The sequence below is a fragment of the Motiliproteus coralliicola genome (assembly GCF_003345655.1).
Classification (GTDB): Bacteria; Pseudomonadota; Gammaproteobacteria; order Pseudomonadales; family Balneatricaceae; genus Motiliproteus; species Motiliproteus coralliicola.
In genome coordinates this window covers 87,118-106,296 of record NZ_QQOH01000004.1, presented here as the reverse complement: position 1 = coordinate 106,296, position 19,179 = coordinate 87,118, and the positions used below count along the sequence as shown (strand labels likewise).

Genomic DNA, 19,179 nt, shown 5'->3' with positions numbered 1-19,179 from the left:
GAATGAGCGACGGCAACGACAACGCTTATGATTCATCGAGTATCAAAGTCCTTAAAGGGCTTGATGCGGTGCGCAAGCGTCCGGGCATGTATATCGGTGATACCGATGACGGAACCGGCCTGCACCACATGGTGTTCGAGGTAGTCGATAACTCGATCGACGAAGCGCTGGCGGGTTTCTGCAGCAAGATCGACGTCATCATTCATCCCGACGAAACCATCAGTGTGCAGGATGACGGCCGGGGTATTCCGGTCGACATCCACGAGGAGGAAGGTGTTTCCGCCGCCGAAGTGATCATGACGGTACTGCATGCCGGCGGTAAATTCGACGACAACACCTACAAGGTTTCCGGCGGTCTGCACGGAGTGGGCGTGTCGGTAGTAAACGCCCTGTCCACCGAGTTGAAGCTGACCATTCGTCGCAACAACAAGATTCACGAGCAGACCTACAACCACGGGGTGCCCAATGGACCGATGTCCGTGGTTGGTGATACGCAGACCAGCGGCACCCGGGTGCACTTTACCCCGTCTCCGGAAACCTTCAGCAACATCCAGTTCCAGTACGATATTCTGGCCAAGCGCCTGCGTGAACTGTCGTTCCTGAACTCCGGTGTCTGCATCAATCTGAAGGATGAGCGCAGCGGCAAGGAAGAGCAGTTTATGTACGAGGGTGGTGTCAGCGCCTTCGTCGAATACCTGAACCAGAACAAGAACACCATCAACGAGGTGTTCCACTTCACCGAAACCAACGAAGAGGGGATCGGTGTCGAGGTGTCGCTGCAGTGGAACGACGGCTTTTCTGAGAGCATCCACTGTTTCACCAACAATATTCCCCAGCGCGACGGCGGTACCCATCTGAGCGGCTTTCGAACCGCGCTGACTCGGTCGCTGAACAACTATATCGAATCCGAGAGCGTGCAGAAGAAGTCCAAGGTCAGCACTTCCGGTGACGATGCCCGTGAAGGCTTGACGGCAATCGTCTCGGTCAAGGTACCGGATCCTAAGTTCTCCTCTCAGACCAAGGACAAGCTGGTTTCGTCTGAAGTGAAGAGCGCGGTCGAACAGGCGATGTACAAGCAGCTGTCCGACTTCCTGCAGGAGCGTCCCAACGAAGCCAAAGCGATCGTCGGCAAGATGATCGACGCCGCCCGTGCTCGTGAAGCGGCCCGTAAGGCCCGTGAGATGACCCGCCGTAAAGGGGCACTGGATATCGCTGGCCTGCCTGGCAAGCTGGCTGACTGTCAGGAGAAAGACCCGGCGCTTTCCGAAATTTACCTGGTGGAGGGTGACTCGGCCGGTGGTTCCGCTAAGCAGGGCCGAAACCGTAAGACCCAGGCGATCCTGCCGCTCAAGGGTAAGATTCTCAACGTTGAAAAGGCCCGCTTCGATAAGATGCTGTCGTCGGCCGAAGTCGGCACCCTGATCACCGCACTGGGCTGCGGCATCGGCCGCGAAGAGTTCAACCCGGACAAGCTGCGTTACCACAGCATTATTATCATGACCGATGCTGACGTCGACGGTTCCCACATCCGTACCCTGCTGTTGACCTTCTTCTTCCGTCAGATGGCCGAACTGATCGAGCGTGGCCACGTATTTATCGCCCAGCCGCCGCTCTACAAGATCAAGAAGGGCAAGCAGGAGCAGTACCTGAAGGATGACGACGCCCTGGACAACTTCATGCTCCAGGCCGCTCTGGAAGGCGCCAGCCTGCATGTGAATGCGTCTGCGCCGGGGATTACCGATTCGGCACTGGAAAGCCTGATCAATGAATACCGCAAGGTTCAGTCGTTGATTGCTCGCCTGTCACGGCTCTATCCGGAAGATGTTCTGGAGCAGATGATCTATGCGCCGCGTTTGACCGAAGAACAGCTGAAGGATCGTGACCAGGTCAGTGCTTGGATCCGTGAGTTGGTTTCCAACGTCGATGTCGAGCACAGCAAAGCCAGCACCTTCGAGTCCGGTGTGGCCGAGGATGCCGAACGTCATCTGCACCTGCCGCAGGTGACCGTCACCTCCCATGGGGTACCGCAGGACTACAGTTTCGGCTACGAGTTCTTCCTATCGGCGGAATACCAAAGCCTGGTCAAGCTGGGTGATACCCTCAACGGACTACTGGAAGAGGGGGCCTATATCAAACGTGGTGAGCGTCGTGAAGAGATCAGCCAGTTTGAGCAGGGTCTCGACTGGTTGATGGCCCAAGCCAAGCGCGGCTATGGCATACAGCGTTATAAGGGGCTGGGTGAGATGAACCCGGAACAGTTGTGGGAGACCACAATGGATCCGGATAGCCGTCGGATGCTTCGGGTTACCATTGAGGATGCCATCGCCGCCGATCAGATGTTTACCACGCTGATGGGGGATGAAGTTGAACCACGGCGTGATTTCATCGAAACCAACGCCCTCAACGTGACCAATCTGGATATCTAATCCGATTCGGACAACAAAAAAACCGCTCTAACCAGCGGTTTTTTTGTGCCTGGCCCTATGTCAAAAGATGGACCTTTTTAAGGTCAGTCTGCATAACAATAAGGAAATCTGTTGATGCAAAAACTCCGTTGTAGATTCTCTGCTCTGTCGTTGGGCGGCGCCGTATTGGCCGTCGCTTTAGCCCCTACCGTCGAGGCGAAAGAGGGGGCTGACCAATATCCAAACGGTGTCAGCGGCTATGCTGCTGGCCAGCTTCCCCCACCTGGAACCTATCTGCTCAACTACACCGGCTACGTGACCGGTCGTATGCAGGATGCCAATGGCAATGATCTGATTGTGGCGGGCAAACCGGTCGAGGTCGATGCGGTCTTTGAAACCCCACGTATTGTTCATGTCAGTGAGACCGAGCTGCTGGGCGGTAATCTGTTTGTCCATGGCCTAATCCCGATCGTCCATCTTGATGGCCAGTTAGGCGGCGTTTCTTCAAATAACGAGACTGGCATCGGCGACCTAAACACCGGTATCGGAATCAGCTGGCCGGGAAAAAATGTCAGCATTGCGGCCTCTTTTGATCTCTATGCGCCGACTGGGCAATACGAGAATGATGCCACCCAATTCAGCATCGGCGCCAACTACTGGAGCTTTGAGCCGGTACTGGCGATGACTCTGTTATCCGATTCCGGCTATGAATTGTCCTTCAAAGCGATGTACAACATTAAGCTGGAAAATGAAGATACCGACATCAAATCGGGCGAAGAGCTGAAAGTCGATTACCACATCGGCAAGCGTATTCAGTCCGAAAACTGGGGAGAAGTCGGCTTCGGCATTGGTGGCTATTACGTCAACCAACTGACCGAAGATGAAAACAATGGCGTCAAAATCGACGGCACTGATGGCCAGGTGTTCGCAGCCGGCCCGCAGATAAAATTCCATATTGGCCCGGCACCGGTAATCATTCATTACGAAAAAGAGTTCAATGCCAAGTCGCGTTTGGAGGGAGAACGACTGCTCCTGCAGGTCAATTACCGCTTCTAAGCGATTGCCATACCGATCTAATAAGGGCCGCATGTCGGCCCTTTTTTGTGGCTGTTTCACGTGAAACTCCGGTAAGGATTGCCGACCGATCTTAGACTTGGTTGTGGAATTCTCCGAAGTCAGGACAAGAGGATTACCGCCTTAAAAGCGTTCCTTTGGGAAGCCAATACGGGGCCTTAATGGCAATCAAACAAAAGCGATAGGATCGGGTAAACAGTACAGCTTTGTATTACGGGCCTAGTCATTAGAAAAGATTTCGTTAACTGGAACGCCTGATGAGTAAGGGATTAAGGATGAAAAGGGTCGAAGTGATCAGGCTACAGCATTGTTTCGGTACTACTCGAACTAGGGTATGTGAGCCTTAGGGAGCCAGTGCTAAGGTGATCTATAACGCCTTTCGATTCGACCGATTCATGAACTATAGATTGAGTCGAAGGTTTCACGTGAAACCAGACCGAATGAATAAAGGCTCGAGCGGTAAAGGTTGGTTAGTTGGAAGTTTACAGAATGTAGAGGTCCGATCATGTATCCCAGGCTCAGGCTGTTGGTCATTTTGGTGGCTTTGGTTCAGCTGTTCACAGCGATACCTGCGAGCGCCGATGAGCTAAGTAAGTCGGCATCAACCACTCATGAACTAGTCTTGGCGGCTGATCCCTGGTGCCCATACAACTGTGAACCGGGAGCTGAGTCTCCAGGTTTTATGGTGGAGCTGGCCAGGGCCGCGTTGGCTGAGGATGGAATCCATGTGCACTATCGAACGATGCCTTGGACACGAGCGATGCAACAAGCCAGGATTGGGGAAGTCGACGGAGTCATAGGCGCTGAGCGTTTCGAAGCTGAAGGTTTAGTCGTACCGCTTCGAGCTTTCGGGGTCAGTACACAGGGGATAGCGTTGAGGCGCGATGATCCGATGAAGTGGCAGGGGACGGACTCAATCGGTGCACGTCGGGTCGCCTTTATCAGTGGATACGACTATGCAGAGTCGGTGGCCGTAAAGGCGGCTGAATTAAATCCTGACGCAACCATGATTGAGTTTACCGGTGATGATGCACTGGAGCGGATGTTGTTGCTGCTGGCCAGGCAGCGCGTTGATCTTGTGGTTGATGACCTCAATGTACTGCAATACAAGCTTAAACAGCTGGGCCTGGAACGGCAGTTACGGATAGTTTCGACTGACGTTGTGGCACCGGTCTACATCTCGCTATCGCCAAGACTCAAAGAGGCGGCACTGATTGCTGACAAGCTTGATGAGGGGATCGAACGGTTGAGAGAGTCTGGTGAATTCGATCGAATTCTAGCTCGTTATCGTATCCAGTCTTGGACCACTGATCCGGCCGATCCAGCTCCTTTCGATTAACTCTCGGTGCTATCTAACTATCTAGACAGAACTGTCGGCGGTAGAACTGATCGGCGGTTTCGAACAGTAGACCGTGGCGTTCTGCCAAACGTTGGTGGTTATGATCATAACCACCGCCGATCATACAGGCGGTTGGCAGTGATTTTTTTGCTGCCCAATCGAGCACTCGGATATCCCGATCTTTTACTCCCTGATCGGTTAATTGCATCTGTCCCAGTCGATCATCTTGGTGTACATCGGAACCTGCGTCGTAGATCAATAGATCAAAATTCCCCAGTTGATCCAGTTGCTCCAACGTCTGATTCAGGGCTGCCATATAGGTCGTATCATCGGTGCCAGAGACTAGAGCAACGTCCAGATCGCTTCGTTGTTTCTCGAACGGGTAGTTGGTCTTGCCATGAATAGAACAGGTAAAGACTCTTGGATCATCGGCAAGAATATGCGCCGTGCCATCCCCTTGATGGACATCACAGTCGAGAATCAGAATCCGTTTAAGGCCGTCTTTTTCTAGCAGGGTTCTGGCGGCCACCGCCATGTCGTTAAATACGCAGAAGCCATTTCCATGATCGGAAAAGGCGTGGTGAGTACCCCCCGCAAGATGGCACGCAAGGCCAAACCTAAGCGCTAATCGGCAGGTCTGTACCGAGCCGCCAACGGCGGTAAGGGTGCGTGCCACCAACTGTTCCGACCAGATTAAACCGAGATGCTTCTGCTCACGTGCTCCCATCAAACCCTGGACGAAGCGGTCGATATAGGCCGGCTCATGGGCCAGCTGTAACCATTCGCGCGGACTTGGTGACGAGATATAGGTGTTGTAGCGGGTAGCGATTCCAATCCGACTGAGATGCTCATAGAGCAGCCGGTACTTTGCCATTGGAAAGCGATGCTTGGGGTCCCAGCGGATGCTGTAGTTGGGGCTGTAAACCAGCGGTACCCCATGGTTGCTGCGGCTGTGTTTCACGTGAAACCTGCTCAGTTCAGCAGTTCGTTAACCAACGATTTGAGGTCTTTGTAGATACTGGCCTGCTCGAGTCCCTCACCTTTATCCAGGGTACGCTGCCCCTTTCCGGTTAGGACCAATGCTGCGCGACAGCCGCAGGCTTGACCCGCTTGCAGGTCTCGAAGACTGTCGCCGACCATCAGGGCTCCCTCGGCACTGACGCCAAGATGGCGTTCGATTTGATGAATCAATCCCGGTAGCGGCTTACGGCAATCGCAGTGCTCTTCTGGGGTGTGGGGGCAATAGAAAATACCGGCTAGCTCTCCGCCGGCCGCCTCGATTAAGTCGATCATTTTAGCGTGCATGGCATCAAGATCAGACTGGCTGAAATAGCCCCGGCCGAGACCGGATTGGTTGGTAGCGACGGCGACCTGATAGCCGGCTTTGCAGAGTCTGGCGATCGCCTCGGCGCTGCCCGGAATCGGGATCCACTCTTCAACCGACTTCACGTAGGCATCGGAGTCTTGGTTGATGACACCGTCACGATCGAGGATAACGAGTTTATTCATGCTGGTATTGGTCCTGTCTCGGGCTGTCGATGGCCTGGCTGGATAAGTGGGTGGCTGGCTATTATAGCGACAGCAGGCATAAAAAAACCGGTGCTCTTAGGCACCGGTTTTGATGGGCTGAGAGTCGCTACTGGATTACAGCAGCGAGATATCGGCAACCAGCAGGAAGCGCTGGCGGAGTTGGTTCAGTAGCGCGATCCGGTTGGTACGAACCGCTTCATCGTCGGCCATCACCATCACCTCGTCGAAGAAGCGATCAACACTTCCCTGCAGGGTCGACAGCTGCTCCAGAATGGCTTTGAAGTCCGCTTCTGCCTTAAGGGTTTCGATACGGCTGTTCAGACCGCTCAGATCGGCGTACAACGCCTGTTCGGCGGCTTCGCTTAGCAGAGCTTCATTGACGTCATTCGCCGCTCCAGCGTCCTGTTTGTCAAGGATATTGGAGACTCGCTTGTTGGCTGCTGCCAGGGCATCGGCGCCAGCCAGGGTACGGAAGTGGTTGACCGCCTGTACCCGCTGATCAAACTCCAGCGGCTTGCTCGGGCGTAGTGCCATGACCGACAGGAACACCTCGGCCGGTACTCCTTCGTCGGCGTACCAGGCGCGGAAACGTTCCAGCATAAACTCCAGCACCCGCTGTTCCAGACCCTCACGACCCGGCAGTGACGGGAAGCGATCGGCGGCTTGAGCCAATAGCTCCAGCAGGTCCAGATCCAGCTTGTGCTCGACCAGAATACGCAGGGTGCCGATGGTGGCACGACGGAGCGCGAAGGGGTCCTTGCTGCCGGTGGGCGGCTGGTTGATACCAAACAGACCGACCAGGGTGTCGAGGCGATCGGCCAGTGCCAGGGCGATACCAGTACGCGTCTGCGGCAGTTTGTCGCCGGCGAACTTGGGCAGGTACTGCTCGTTGATCGCTTCGGCAACTTCGGTCGGCTCACCGTCGTTGAGGGCGTAGTAGTAGCCCATCAGGCCCTGCAGATCGCTGAACTCCAGTACCATTTCGGTGACCAGGTCGGTCTTGGCCAACTGGGCGGCACGGGCGGCCCAGTCGCTGTTACCACCGATCTGATCGGCGATCACGGTGGCCAGGGCGCTGACCCGCTGAACCTTCTCGTAGACGGTACCCAACTCGGCCTGGAATACGATCGGCTTGAGCTTCTCGATTCGAGACTCCAACGTCTGCTTCTTGTCGGTCTCGAAGAAGAAGGCGGCGTCGGCCAGGCGTGGACGAATCACCTTCTCGTTACCGGCGATTACCTGCTGCGGGTCCTTGCTGATGATGTTAGACAGGGTGATGAAGTACGGCTGGATCTGACCTTCGTTGTCGACCACATGGAAGTATTTCTGGTGCTCTTTCATCGACGAGATCAATGCTTCGGCGGGCACATCCAGGAAGCGTTCCTCGAATCGACCTGCCAGCGCCACCGGCCATTCTACCAGGGCGGTGACTTCGTCCAGCAGGGCCGGATCGATCACCGCTTTGGCGCCTAGGTTGGCGGCAGTCAGTTCTACCTGCTTGGCGATCATGGCGCGACGCTCATCGAAGTCGGGCATGACATGACCGGTATCCTGCAGCAGCCCGGCGTATTCGGAGGGTGCCATCACGTCGATCGGCTGGTTGTAGTGGAAGCGGTGGCCGTGGGTCTGGCGACCCGCCTTGTGACCCAGAATCTCTGCATCGACCACTTCATCGCCCAACAGCATCAAGCACCAGTGAACCGGACGGACGAACTCGATCCGGCTGCTGCCCCAGCGCATCCGCTTCGGAATCGGCAGCTTGCTCAGCGACTGGCTGACAATCTCGGGCAACAGCGCGGTGGCTGGTTGGCCGGCTTGCTCGGAGCGGAACAGGTAGTACTGGCCCTTGTCGGTATCCAGGGTTTCCAGTTGATCGACGGCCACACCGCAGGAGCGGGCGAAACCGGCGACGGCCTGCTCCGGGGCTTTAACGGACGGCCCACGCTTCTCAATCTGACGATCTGCCTGGGCGGCGTCCAGCTCGGTAACCAATACCGCCAGTCGGCGGGGAGAAGCAAACAGTTTGACGCCCTGATGCTTCAAACCAGCTTCTTTCAAGCCGGCTTCAATACCGTTGCCAAAGGCTTCGGAGAGTGACTTCAGCGCTTTCGGAGGCAGCTCTTCGGTGCCGATCTCAACCAGAAAATCATGGCTCTGTGCAGACATCACGCTTCCTCCCCTGTAGCCAGTAACTCTTTACGCAGGGCTTCATCGGCCAATGGGAAGCCTTTCTCCTTGCGGGTTTCGTAATAGGTTTCGCAGACCGCGCGTGCCAGCGAACGGACCCGCAGGATGTAACGCTGACGCTCGGTAACCGAGATCGCATGACGGGCATCGAGCAGGTTGAAGGTATGGGACGCCTTCATCACCATTTCGTAAGCCGGCAGTGCCAGCCCTTTCTCGACTAGGCGCTTGGACTCGCTTTCGTAGTTGTCGAAACATTGGAACAGGAAGTCGACATCGGCCTCTTCAAAGTTGTAGGTCGACATCTCCACCTCGTTTTGGTGGAACACGTCGCCGTAAGTAACCTTGCCTTGCGGGCCTTCAGTCCAGACCAGGTCGTAGATGCTGTTGACGCCCTGCAGATACATGGCGATCCGTTCCAGACCGTAAGTGATTTCACCGGTGACCGGGAAACACTCCAGTCCGCCGACCTGCTGGAAGTAGGTGAACTGGGTCACCTCCATGCCGTTGAGCCAAACTTCCCAACCCAGGCCCCAGGCACCCAGGGTCGGAGATTCCCAGTTATCCTCGACAAAGCGGATGTCGTGGATGGCCGGATCGATCCCCAGGGCCTTCAGTGAGTCGAGATAGAGCTGCTGGATGTTATCCGGGGACGGCTTCATCACGACCTGGAACTGGTAGTAGTGCTGCAGGCGGTTGGGGTTTTCGCCGTAGCGGCCATCGGTCGGCCGGCGGCAGGGCTGGACATAGGCGGCGTTCCAGTTCTCCGGGCCGACGGCACGCAGCGTCGTGGCCGGGTGGAAAGTCCCCGCGCCCACTTCCATATCCAGCGGTTGGATGATCACGCAGCCCTGTTCGGCCCAGTACTGTTGCAGTGCCAGAATCAGTCCCTGAAAGGTACTGACGTCGGCTTTCATCGTCTCAGTCACGATTTGTTCACCACCTTGGTCGGTATTTGTACAGGTCAGGTCTGCAGGGTTTCAAACTCGTCCGGGCTGGACCCTCGAGAATCCGGCTGCAGGCCCCGTCAATCAAAGCCCGGCATTATACATCAAGCGCTGGTGAATGGGGCGCAAATGGGCGGGCAATAGCAGTCCAAATCTGTGGGTAAGCTGTGAACGGTTGTGGGTAAGTTGTGGCAGGGACTAAAACAGCCAACGATTTTGTGCCGTTTTGTGGTGGTGCGGCGATGCAGCAGCCTGGGTTGGCGGTAGCCTAAAAGGGCCTAGCTGCGACGAGCAATCAGATAGGCCTGGTTACGTAGGCCCTGATCCAGCTCGCCACAATCGCTCTCTTCCCGGTAGACCAGCGGCTGCAATTGGGAAAACAGCTGAAGTAGTTCACCCGGTTTTAGCAAAAAATCCGGATTACTGGGGCCACCCGGGCGTACCTTGGCCTGGGTGAAGGTCTGGTAGAACAGCAACCCACCGGGTTTGAGCGCAGTGCTGATGGAGGCACACAATGTGCGGTCCAGAAAGGCGCTGACACAGATCAGATCGAAAGCGGCTTCGGGCAGAGGCTGTTGCTCCAGATCGACACAGTGCGCCTGTAACGGCAGTTGCTCGGCATCGGCGAAGCGCTGCAGTTTGGACATCGCCACATCAGACAGGTCCCAGGCCTGGGTCCGTAATCCGTGACGGGCCAGTAGCAGCGCGTTGCCCCCTAGGCCGGCGGCCAGTTCCAGGGCTGTTCCCTGGCTGGGTAGCAGATGGCGGTTTTCGAGTAACACCTGGGCGGCCTGGTTGGGTTGGCCTGCCTCGGCATAACGACGGTTCCATTTCTGCTGCTGCGGGTGGTTGTCCTCAGCCACGGCCGATATCTCCGTACTGACCACCGGTCAGGCGTAATAGATCGGCGGGGGCCAACTCGATCTCCAGACCACGTTTGCCGCCGCTGACGTGGATGGTTTCGAGTGACTTGGCACTCTGATCCAGGATCAACGGTAGTCGCTTTTTCTGCCCCAACGGGCTGATACCACCGAGCAGATAACCGGTGGCACGTTGTGCTTCGGCCGGGTCGGCCATGGCGACTTTTTTGCTTTTCAGGCAGGTGCCGATCGCTTTCAGGTCGAGACTGCCGGAAACGGGCACCACGCCGACCGCCAGCTTCTTCGGGTTCCCATCCAGGCTGACCAGCAAAGTCTTGAACACCCGCTGTGGATCGATCCCCAGTGCCTGGGCCGCTTCGTCGCCATAGGACGCGGTATTGGGGTCGTGTTGGTAGCTATGGGTGCGGAAGCTGATCTTGGCTTTCTTGGCGCAGTTGACGGCGGGAGTCATGGGAATACCTAATCAGCGACGCCAGAAAGCCGGGGTAAACAGTACCAACAGGGTGAATACCTCGAGTCGGCCCAGCAGCATCGAGAAGCACAGAATCCACTTGGCGGAGTCGTTCAGATCGCCGTAATGGGCGGCGACATCACCCAGACCCGGACCCAGGTTGTTGAGGGTGGCGCCGACGGCGGTCCAGGCCGTGACCTGATCCAGGCCGGTACCCAACAGCGCGATCAGCATGATCACGAATACGATCAGGTAGACCGAGAAGAAGCCCCAGACCGCTTCGGCAACCCGGTCGGAGATGGCCCGATTACCCAGCTTGATCGGCATCACGGCGCTGGGATGCAGCAGCCGGGTGACTTCGCGCATCCCTTGTTTCAGGATGATCAGGATCCGGATCACCTTCATGCCGCCACCGGTCGAGCCGGCACAGCCGCCGGCGAAGGCCGCGATAAACAGCAGGAACGGCAGCATGGTCGGCCATTGGGCAAAATCGGCGGTGGCGTATCCGGTGGTGGTGGCAATCGATACCACTTCAAACAACGCATTGCGAACCGCTTCGAGTCCCTCGATGGTGCCGGTCACATGCAGCACCAGGGCGCAGAAAGCGGTAATACCCAGCAGCAGGCTGACATAGAAACGGAACTCGGGATCCTGCCAGTAGTGGCTCAGGCTCTTCTGTTTCCAGGCGCTGAAATGGAGCGCGAAGTTAACCGCCGAGATCACCATAAAGAAGATCGCGATCGCTTCGATCATCGGGTTGTCGAAATAGCCAATACTGGCGTCATGGGTCGAGAAGCCGCCGATGGCGACGGTGGAGAAACTGTGACAGATGGCGTCGAATGCGCTCATGCCGGCGGCCCAGTAACCCAGCGCGCAGGCGATGGTCAGCGACAGGTAGATATACCAAAGCGCCTTGGCGGTTTCGGTAATACGTGGGGTCAGTTTGGAGTCCTTTACCGGACCCGGGGTTTCGGCCCGGTACAGCTGCATCCCCCCGATTCCCAGCATCGGCAGGATCGCCACGGCCAGTACGATGATCCCCATGCCGCCGAACCACTGCAGCTGTTGGCGATACCACAGGATCGAGGCCGGTAGATGATCGATACCGGTGATTACCGTGGCACCGGTGGTGGTTAGTCCCGACAGCGATTCGAACACCGCATCGACTACCGACAGGTGCGGTGTTTCGGCCAGCATCAATGGGATCGAACCGAACAGACCCAGAACGGTCCAGAACAGCACGGTGATCAGAAAGCCGTCACGGGTGCGTAGATCCTGGCGGACCCGATAGACCGGCATCCAGGTGATCAAACCGGTCGCAAAGGTAATCCCGAAGGCAACCAGAAAGGCGTTCATCGAGCCGTCATCGTAGAGCCACGACACCAGTGCCGGTGGCACCATGCTGAAGCTGAACACCATCATCAGGATGCCAAGGATGCGGAGAATTACACGGAAGTGCATCGTCAGGCCCTAGAAGAAGGTCAAGCCGACCTGGAACAGTCGCTCGACCTCGGTGATCTTGCGCTTGTCGACCAGGAACAGAATCACGTGGTCGCCGTTTTGGACCACCACATCGTCATGGGCGATCAGCACCTCGTCGTTACGGACAATGGCACCGATGGTGGTTCCGCTGGGCAGGTCGATATCCTCGATCGCCTTGCCGACCACCTTGGAGCTGCGACTATCGCCGTGGGCGATCGCTTCCATCGCTTCGGCCGCTCCTCGACGTAGTGAGTGAACGTTTACTACGTCTCCGCGCCTTACGTGGGTTAGCAGGCTGCCGATGGTGGCTTGTTGCGGCGAGATCGCAATATCGATCACCCCACCCTGGACCAGGTCGACATAGGCGGGGTTATTGATCAGTGTCATCACGGTACGGGCGCCGAGCCGCTTGGCCAGCATCGAGGCCATGATGTTGGCTTCGTCGTCGTTGGTCAGGGCGCAGAATACATCGGTGCCTTCGATGTTCTCCTCCAGCAGCAACTCCTGATCCGAGGCGCTGCCCTGCAACACGATGGTGCGGTCCAGCTCGTTGGCCAGGTGGTTACAGCGGCCGATGTTGCGCTCGATGATTTTGACCTGGAAATCCTGTTCCAGCTCACGGGCCAGGTTGGCGCCGATATTGCCGCCGCCGGCGATGATGATCCGCTTGTACGGATTGTCGAGGCGTCGAAGTTCGCTCATCACCGAGCGGATATCCTTACGGGCGGCGATGAAGAACACCTCGTCGTCGGCTTCGATGATGGTGTCGCCCTGGGGGATGATCGGGCTGCCGCGACGGAAGATCGCCGCCACCCGAGTATCGACATTGGGCATATGGGAGCGCAGGAAGGAGATCTCATGGCCCACCAACGGTCCACCGTAGAAGGCCTTGACCGCCACCAATTGGGCCTTGCCTTCGGCGAAGTCGAGCACCTGCAGTGCCCCGGGGTGTTCGATCAGTCGCTTCACATGGCGGGTAACCAGTTGTTCCGGGCTGATCAGGACATTGATCGGAATTGCTTTTTCGCTGAACAGACGCTTCTTTTCGGACAGGAAGTCGTGGCCACGGATTCGTCCGATTCGGGTTGGGGTGTGGAACACCGAATGGGCGACCTGGCAGGCGATCATATTGACCGGGTCCGAGTTGGTGACCGCGATCAGCATGTCGGCGTCTTCACCGCCGGCCTGCTCCAAAATTCTGGGGGATGCGCCCTCGCCTTCGATGGTTCGGATATCGAGGCGGTCCTGCAGTTCGCGCAGGCGGGCACCGTTGGTATCGATGACCGTGATGTCGTTGGCTTCGTTGGCGAGGTTTTCGGCCAAGGTGGCGCCGACCTGGCCGGCACCGAGAATTATGATTTTCATCGTTCCGAGAATGTCCCTGACATCGGTACCGCAGCTAACTGAAAATTCATGGTCCTGTTACCCAGGTGTTTTCTCGAGCAACGCATAGTAGAAGCCGTCGTGGCCGTCGGGCTGGGGAAACAGTTGTCTCCCGGCGCTACATGCGATACCCCAGTTCGCTTCCAGGGTCAGCTCTCGGGCATCGGCCTGGTCGGCGATAAAACCGCTGATCTGCTCGGCATTTTCCTGTGGCAGTACCGAGCAGGTTGCGTAGAGCAATCGGCCACCGGGTTTGAGCATCGGCCACAGATTACGAAGGATCTGGCCCTGCAGGTGCGCCAGTGTAGCGATATCCTCGGCCTGGCGCAGGTATTTTATGTCCGGATTGCGGCGAATAACACCGCTGGCCGAACAAGGGGCGTCAAGCAGGATGCGATCAAAAGGCTGTCCATCCCACCAATCGGACGCTGCCGCATCGGCACACAGTAGTTCACAATCCAGAGCCAAGCGGTCCAGGTTCTGACGAACCCGGCCCAATCGCAGCTCGCTCATATCCAGGGCCAGACAGCCGGCCAGGTCGGGTTGCTGCTCCAGCAGGTGGCAGGTCTTGCCGCCGGGGGCGGCACAGGCATCGAGGACCCGCTCACCCGGTTCCGGTGCCAGCAATGCTGCGGCCAGTTGCGCCGCCTCATCCTGAACACTGACTAAACCCTCGGTAAAGCCCGGGAGCTGGTTGACGTCCCGAGGTTGCGCCAAGGTGATGCCGTCACTGCTGAAGCGACAGAGTTCAAAGTCGATACCGGCCTGCTGCAGCTGTTGGGCGTAGTCGTCGCGATTGCCCCGAAGCCGGTTGACCCGCAATGACATCGGCGCCTGGGCGTTATTCTGCGCCATGATCTCGTTGGCCTGCTCCGGCCAGGCCTGGCGTAGTGCCTTGATCAACCATTTGGGATGGGCGCGACTGTACTCCTGTCGCACCGACAGCTGTTGTTCCAGCGAGGCCTGCTGGCGTTGGAAGTTGCGCAATACGCCGTTCACCAGGGCTTTCGCCCAAGGCTTTTTAAGCTTGGCGGTCACCTGCACGGTTTCGCTGATCGCGGCATGGGCCGGAATCCGCAGATAAGCCAGCTGATAGAGTCCCAGCAGTACCAGGGCCTGGACATCCAGATCTTTGCGCTTGAGCGGCTTCGAGATCAGTTGCTCCGCCAGCAGTTGCAGCTGCGGGTAGTAACGCATACTGCCATAGCAGAGCTGGCGAAGAAGTGAATGCTCACTTTCTGAAAGTTTTTCGAGCTGGGCCGGCAAGCTGGTTGCCAAGGAGCCGTCATGCTTGAGGATGGCGGTCAGAACCCGGGTAGCACTCAGGCGGACGGACATGGAAGCTCCTTGGATCAGTCGTCCAGACCGAAACGATTGCCGGCCCGAAACAGATCCTGGCGTGAGTTGAGCAGGTCGGCGACCGGCAACTGGCGTCCGCCCGGTAGTTGCAGGTGGGTCAGTTGTAAGACTCCGGCACCGGTGGCGACCAGTAGCCCCTGATTATCGGCACCGAGCAGTTGACCGGCGGGACCTGACTCATTGCTCTTGTGGACCTGGGCATTCCAGATTCCGATCCGCTGTCCGCCAAGGTAGCTGAACGCCACCCGCGACGGATTCAGGCCACGGATCTGCCGGCTCAGCTCCACCGCACTGCGACTCCAGTCCAGCTCGCGGTCGCCCTTGAGCAGTTTGTGGGCGTAGTTGGCCTGGTCGTGATCCTGGGGCTCGGGTTGGGCGGTGCCGGCGGCCAGTTGTTCAACCACGGTCAGCAAGGCATCGCCGCTCATCGCCAGCAGCCGGTCGTGCAGGTGGCCGGCGGTGTCTTGGTCATGGATCGGGCACTCGACCTTATACAGCATGTCACCAGTATCCAGCCCTTCATCCATCTGCATGATGGTGATGCCAGTCTTCGGATCGCCGGCCATTAGTGATCGTTCGATCGGGGCGGCGCCACGCCAGCGCGGCAGCAGTGAGGCATGAACATTGATACAGCCGAGTCGAGGGGTCTCCAGGATCGCCTTGGGAAGCAACAGCCCGTAAGCCACCACCACCATCAGATCGGCATTGAACTGGGCCAACAGCTGCTGCTCATCGGTGGACTTCAGGCTGACCGGCTGGCAAACCGGAATGCCGGTCTCCTGGGCCAGACGCTTGACCGGGCTGGGGGTGAGTTTCTTACCCCGCCCAGCGGGCCGATCGGGCTGGGTGTAGACGGCGACGACCTGATGGCGGCAGTTGATCAGGGCTTCAAGGCTGGCGGCGGCGAAATCCGGAGTTCCGGCAAATACGATGCGCAGCGGCGGCTGGGTCATGGTACGGGGTTCTCTTCTCGGCGGCGGCCGATGTTGGCCGCCGGTCTTTGTCGAGAGCCGCTGCAAACACGGGGCGGCTCAGGACAATGGGTTCTTACCGTTAAGGAGCGCGGTTTCGGCTTAGGCCTGTTGTCGGTGCTGCTTCTCAAGCTTCTTGCGAATGCGGTTGCGCTTGAGGTTGGTCAGATAATCGACGAACAGCTTACCGTCAAGGTGGTCCAGCTCGTGTTGGATGCAGACCGCCAACAGGTCGCGGGCTTCCAGTTCGTAGGGCGTGCCTTCACGATCCAGGGCTTTCAGGCGGATATGGTTGGCCCGTTCGACCGTTTCATAGAAACCGGGGACCGACAGGCAGCCTTCCTGGGATTGCTCGCGCTCGTCGTCGAGAATTTCGTATTCGGGGTTGATCAGCACCAGGGGTTCGCTGCGATCTTCGCTCAGATCCATCACCACGACACGCTGGTGTACGTTGACCTGGGTAGCCGCCAAGCCGATACCTGGTGCTTCGTACATGGTCTCAAACATATCGTCGACCAGTTTGCCCAGGGCGGCGTCGAACGTCTCGACCGGTTTGGCGCGGGTACGCAGACGGGGGTCGGGAAACTCAAGAATTTCTAGTAAAGCCATATAAAAACAACAGGTTGGAGTAGATATTAAGAAAACTGCTAATTGACCGGAATCAGTCAACCATCATTATACTGTTTACATCTGTACATTCCATAGCAAGAATACGGGACTAAACAGGTGTTTAGGGCGCTACAGAGCCGCACGGTTCGGCCGATACCCTGCCTGAATAAGCCTGAATCAAAAGGGATTTATCATGACAAAGCTGCTGTCCGCCGTTGCTGCAATCCTGTTGGCCGGCTCGTTACTCTTCACCACCAGCGTACACGCGGATGTGATTGAACTGGCGGACGACCACCCGGATCAATACGTGGTGGTTAGAGGAGATACGCTCTGGGATATCTCGGGCACCTTCCTCAAGAGCCCTTGGCTCTGGCCCAAGGTCTGGAGTGTTAATCCGCAGATCGATAACCCGCACCTGATCTTCCCCGGAGATGTCATCTATCTGGTTTACATCAACGGTCAGCCGCAACTTCGACTCAAGCGTGGCCCGCGCAAGCTGTCTCCGGAGATTCGCCGCACCCCGCTGTCTCAAGCGATTCCGACCATCCCGCTGCAGGATATCAAGAGCTTCCTGTCCGATAACCTGATTATGGATCGCGAGGCGTTGGAAAAGGCTCCCTATGTGGTCGCCGGTGTCAACGAACGGATCGTCTCCGGTGCCGGTGATAAGGTCTATGCCCGCGGCAAGCTCGAAAATGAACAGGTGGTGCAAGAGTTCTTCGGCATCTACCGTCCGGCGCGGCTCTACGTCGATCCCGATACCGGCGAAGAGCTGGGTTTTGAATCCCAGAGTATCGGTAGCGGTTACCTGAAGGCCCGCGAAGCCGACATTCTGACCCTGACGCTGAAGCGTACCAGCCAGGAGGTCCGGAAGCTGGACCGAGTGCTGCCGACCCCCGAGGGGAAAGTACAGTCAGTATTCTTCCCATCCGTCACCGAGCGGCCGCTGGAAGGCAAGATCCTGTCGGTGCTACGCGGTGTCGACAAGATCGGTCAGTTCGACGTGATCGCGATCAACCGCGGCCAGCGTGAAGGGGTTGAGCCCGGCAATGTGTTCCAGGTCTACAAGGCTGGTGAGCAGGTCGTCGATCCGGTCACCAAGGAACTGATCACCCTGCCCTCCGAGCGTGCCGGCCTGGTGATGGTGTTCAAAACCTTCGACAAAGTCAGCTACGCGCTGGTGATGCGAGCAACCAGTGCCCTGGCCGTGCTGGACGAGGTTCGTTCTCCCCGCTAACGGCAGAATAACGGCGGCTCAGGATGAGCCGCTGTCGATCAAGGATGATTGATGCCTTTGCCCTACCTGCGCTGGCAGCCGCAGCATATCGATTGGCTGCGGCTGAGCCAGATCCCTCGTCTCGGCCCCGTCGCCCTCAAGCGCCTTTGGCAATCCTTCGGTAGTGCCGATGCGATTCTGAGCGCCGATTATTCACTACTGCTCGAAGCTGGCCTGAGCGATCGCTTGGCGCGTCAGATCATTGCGATCGACCGGCAGCAGAGCAGCGCCTACCTGGAGCAGGTCGATCGGTGGTTGTTGCAACCCAAGCACAGCCTGCTGTGCCTCGATGATCCGGATTATCCACAGTCGCTGTTAGCGATCGAGGATCCGCCGCCGCTGCTCTATCTGATTGGGGATGCCGAATTACTGAGCCAACCACAGATCGCGATTGTCGGCAGCCGTTCGGCCACGCTCCAGGGATTGGGTAATGCTCGTCAACTGGCCCGCGAACTCTCTCTAAACGGGTTGATACCCACCAGTGGGATGGCGTTAGGGATCGACGCCTCGGCCCATCAAGGAGCACTGGAAGGGCTGGGATTGACGGTGGCGGTGTTGGGTACTGGCGTCGATCAGTGCTACCCCAAACGCCATCAGATGCTGGCGACCCAGATTCTGGATCAAGGTGGGGTGCTGCTGTCCGAGTTGCCGTTGGGGACTCCGCCGAGAGGACCACAGTTTCCTCGCCGCAACCGGATCATCAGTGGTTTAAGCCTGGGACTGTTGGTGGTTGAAGCCGCATTGAAGAGCGGTTCGCTGGTGTCGGCGTCGCTAGCGTTGGAGCAGGGACGAGAGCTGTTTGCTCTGCCCGGCTCGATCCACAATCCTCAAGCCCGTGGCTGTCATCAATTAATCCGCCAGGGAGCCTGGCTGGTCGACAATGCCGAGCAGATATTGCAGGAGCTGGCGCCGCAGTTGGAATCGAAGCAAATGAGTGCAACACCTGCGCCAGCTGGAGGCATCGAGTTGACTGAGTTGCCGAACCTGGCCCCGGCACAGCGGCAGCTGCTCGAGGCGCTGGGGTACGACCCCGTCTCCCTGGACCAGTTGGTGATCCGGACCGGCCTGCAGGTGGATCAACTCCAGAGCCAGATTCTGGCGCTGGAGCTGCAGGGGGTGATCGCCTCGGTGGCGGGTGGCTACCAGCGTTGCTGAGCCTTTATCCCGGATTTTGCTGACTATTGTTGAGATCGCACGGCTTTTGCGACCAATGATCATGATGTACCCGAGTTTGTCTCTGGCTCTTTACTAGCCCTGTACCGGGATCTGGGGGATAATGGCCGTTTTT

General features: G+C 57.7%; 16 protein-coding genes. 5 read left to right on the top strand and 11 right to left on the bottom strand.

Annotated elements, in window-relative coordinates:
* The first annotated feature begins 2 nt into the window (after positions 1-2).
* The 3 genes from gyrB to DV711_RS14370 all read left to right on the top strand — a co-directional run bounded on the left by gyrB (position 3) and on the right by DV711_RS14370 (position 4,818).
* A complete protein-coding gene (gene gyrB, locus DV711_RS14380) occupies positions 3-2,426 on the top strand; it encodes a DNA topoisomerase (ATP-hydrolyzing) subunit B (protein WP_114696419.1) in 2,424 nt (807 codons plus the stop codon).
* Positions 2,427-2,540: 114 nt separating this feature from the next.
* The gene (locus tag DV711_RS14375) at positions 2,541-3,461 is read left to right on the top strand and encodes a SphA family protein (protein WP_114696418.1); all 921 of its coding nucleotides are present in this window, start codon (positions 2,541-2,543) and stop codon (positions 3,459-3,461) included.
* A gap of 523 nt (positions 3,462-3,984) precedes the next feature.
* Complete coding sequence (locus DV711_RS14370; RefSeq protein WP_114696417.1) at positions 3,985-4,818, top strand: substrate-binding periplasmic protein; 834 nt, start codon at positions 3,985-3,987, stop codon at positions 4,816-4,818.
* A gap of 13 nt (positions 4,819-4,831) precedes the next feature.
* Here the strand turns inward: DV711_RS14370 and DV711_RS14365 are convergent, their stop codons facing one another.
* The 11 genes from DV711_RS14365 to def all read right to left on the bottom strand — a co-directional run bounded on the left by DV711_RS14365 (position 4,832) and on the right by def (position 16,615).
* The gene (locus DV711_RS14365; protein WP_207802647.1) at positions 4,832-5,779 is read right to left on the bottom strand and encodes a histone deacetylase family protein; all 948 of its coding nucleotides are present in this window, start codon (positions 5,777-5,779) and stop codon (positions 4,832-4,834) included.
* Positions 5,780-5,790: 11 nt separating this feature from the next.
* Entirely contained in the window at positions 5,791-6,327 is a 537-nt protein-coding gene (gmhB, locus tag DV711_RS14360; RefSeq protein ID WP_114696416.1) for a D-glycero-beta-D-manno-heptose 1,7-bisphosphate 7-phosphatase, read from the bottom strand.
* A gap of 135 nt (positions 6,328-6,462) precedes the next feature.
* Positions 6,463-8,514, bottom strand: a complete 2,052-nt coding sequence (gene glyS / locus DV711_RS14355; RefSeq protein WP_114696415.1) for a glycine--tRNA ligase subunit beta — start codon at positions 8,512-8,514, stop codon at positions 6,463-6,465.
* A complete protein-coding gene (glyQ, locus tag DV711_RS14350; protein WP_114696414.1) occupies positions 8,514-9,449 on the bottom strand; it encodes a glycine--tRNA ligase subunit alpha in 936 nt (311 codons plus the stop codon). The genes glyS and glyQ overlap by 1 nt, the downstream gene beginning before the upstream one ends.
* A gap of 308 nt (positions 9,450-9,757) precedes the next feature.
* The gene (locus DV711_RS14345; protein ID WP_114696413.1) at positions 9,758-10,342 is read right to left on the bottom strand and encodes a class I SAM-dependent methyltransferase; all 585 of its coding nucleotides are present in this window, start codon (positions 10,340-10,342) and stop codon (positions 9,758-9,760) included.
* Positions 10,335-10,811, bottom strand: coding sequence for a Cys-tRNA(Pro) deacylase (gene ybaK / locus DV711_RS14340; RefSeq protein WP_114696412.1), 477 nt, complete (start codon positions 10,809-10,811; stop codon positions 10,335-10,337). Before ybaK ends, DV711_RS14345 begins: the two co-directional genes overlap by 8 nt.
* A gap of 12 nt (positions 10,812-10,823) precedes the next feature.
* Complete coding sequence (locus DV711_RS14335) at positions 10,824-12,272, bottom strand: TrkH family potassium uptake protein (RefSeq protein ID WP_114696411.1); 1,449 nt, start codon at positions 12,270-12,272, stop codon at positions 10,824-10,826.
* 9 nt (positions 12,273-12,281) lie between these two features.
* The gene (gene trkA / locus DV711_RS14330; protein WP_114696410.1) at positions 12,282-13,658 is read right to left on the bottom strand and encodes a Trk system potassium transporter TrkA; all 1,377 of its coding nucleotides are present in this window, start codon (positions 13,656-13,658) and stop codon (positions 12,282-12,284) included.
* Between the two features lie 57 nt (positions 13,659-13,715).
* Complete coding sequence (gene rsmB / locus DV711_RS14325; RefSeq protein ID WP_114696409.1) at positions 13,716-15,014, bottom strand: 16S rRNA (cytosine(967)-C(5))-methyltransferase RsmB; 1,299 nt, start codon at positions 15,012-15,014, stop codon at positions 13,716-13,718.
* 14 nt (positions 15,015-15,028) lie between these two features.
* A complete protein-coding gene (fmt, locus tag DV711_RS14320; protein WP_114696408.1) occupies positions 15,029-15,988 on the bottom strand; it encodes a methionyl-tRNA formyltransferase in 960 nt (319 codons plus the stop codon).
* Between the two features lie 120 nt (positions 15,989-16,108).
* Complete coding sequence (gene def / locus DV711_RS14315; protein WP_114696407.1) at positions 16,109-16,615, bottom strand: peptide deformylase; 507 nt, start codon at positions 16,613-16,615, stop codon at positions 16,109-16,111.
* Positions 16,616-16,808: 193 nt separating this feature from the next.
* Between def and DV711_RS14310 the strand changes: the two genes are divergently transcribed.
* Positions 16,809-17,852 (top strand): LysM peptidoglycan-binding domain-containing protein, encoded by a 1,044-nt coding sequence (locus tag DV711_RS14310; RefSeq protein WP_114696406.1) that lies wholly within the window; start codon positions 16,809-16,811, stop codon positions 17,850-17,852.
* Positions 17,853-17,903: 51 nt separating this feature from the next.
* Entirely contained in the window at positions 17,904-19,046 is a 1,143-nt protein-coding gene (gene dprA, locus DV711_RS14305) for a DNA-processing protein DprA (RefSeq protein WP_114696405.1), read from the top strand.
* Positions 19,047-19,179 lie beyond the last annotated feature (133 nt).

What these genes read in the sequence shown, in the direction of transcription:
- ybaK (WP_114696412.1), bottom strand. Translation starts at nt 10,811, where the DNA reads ATGACTCCCGCCGTCAACTGCGCCAAGAAAGCCAAGATCAGCTTCCGC.
- dprA (WP_114696405.1), top strand. Translation starts at nt 17,904, where the DNA reads ATGCCTTTGCCCTACCTGCGCTGGCAGCCGCAGCATATCGATTGGCTG.
- glyS (WP_114696415.1), bottom strand. Translation starts at nt 8,514, where the DNA reads ATGTCTGCACAGAGCCATGATTTTCTGGTTGAGATCGGCACCGAAGAG.
- DV711_RS14375 (WP_114696418.1), top strand. Translation starts at nt 2,541, where the DNA reads ATGCAAAAACTCCGTTGTAGATTCTCTGCTCTGTCGTTGGGCGGCGCC.
- def (WP_114696407.1), bottom strand. Translation starts at nt 16,615, where the DNA reads ATGGCTTTACTAGAAATTCTTGAGTTTCCCGACCCCCGTCTGCGTACC.
- glyQ (WP_114696414.1), bottom strand. Translation starts at nt 9,449, where the DNA reads ATGAAAGCCGACGTCAGTACCTTTCAGGGACTGATTCTGGCACTGCAA.
- DV711_RS14335 (WP_114696411.1), bottom strand. Translation starts at nt 12,272, where the DNA reads ATGCACTTCCGTGTAATTCTCCGCATCCTTGGCATCCTGATGATGGTG.
- DV711_RS14370 (WP_114696417.1), top strand. Translation starts at nt 3,985, where the DNA reads ATGTATCCCAGGCTCAGGCTGTTGGTCATTTTGGTGGCTTTGGTTCAG.
- fmt (WP_114696408.1), bottom strand. Translation starts at nt 15,988, where the DNA reads ATGACCCAGCCGCCGCTGCGCATCGTATTTGCCGGAACTCCGGATTTC.
- rsmB (WP_114696409.1), bottom strand. Translation starts at nt 15,014, where the DNA reads ATGTCCGTCCGCCTGAGTGCTACCCGGGTTCTGACCGCCATCCTCAAG.
- gyrB (WP_114696419.1), top strand. Translation starts at nt 3, where the DNA reads ATGAGCGACGGCAACGACAACGCTTATGATTCATCGAGTATCAAAGTC.
- gmhB (WP_114696416.1), bottom strand. Translation starts at nt 6,327, where the DNA reads ATGAATAAACTCGTTATCCTCGATCGTGACGGTGTCATCAACCAAGAC.
- DV711_RS14310 (WP_114696406.1), top strand. Translation starts at nt 16,809, where the DNA reads ATGACAAAGCTGCTGTCCGCCGTTGCTGCAATCCTGTTGGCCGGCTCG.
- trkA (WP_114696410.1), bottom strand. Translation starts at nt 13,658, where the DNA reads ATGAAAATCATAATTCTCGGTGCCGGCCAGGTCGGCGCCACCTTGGCC.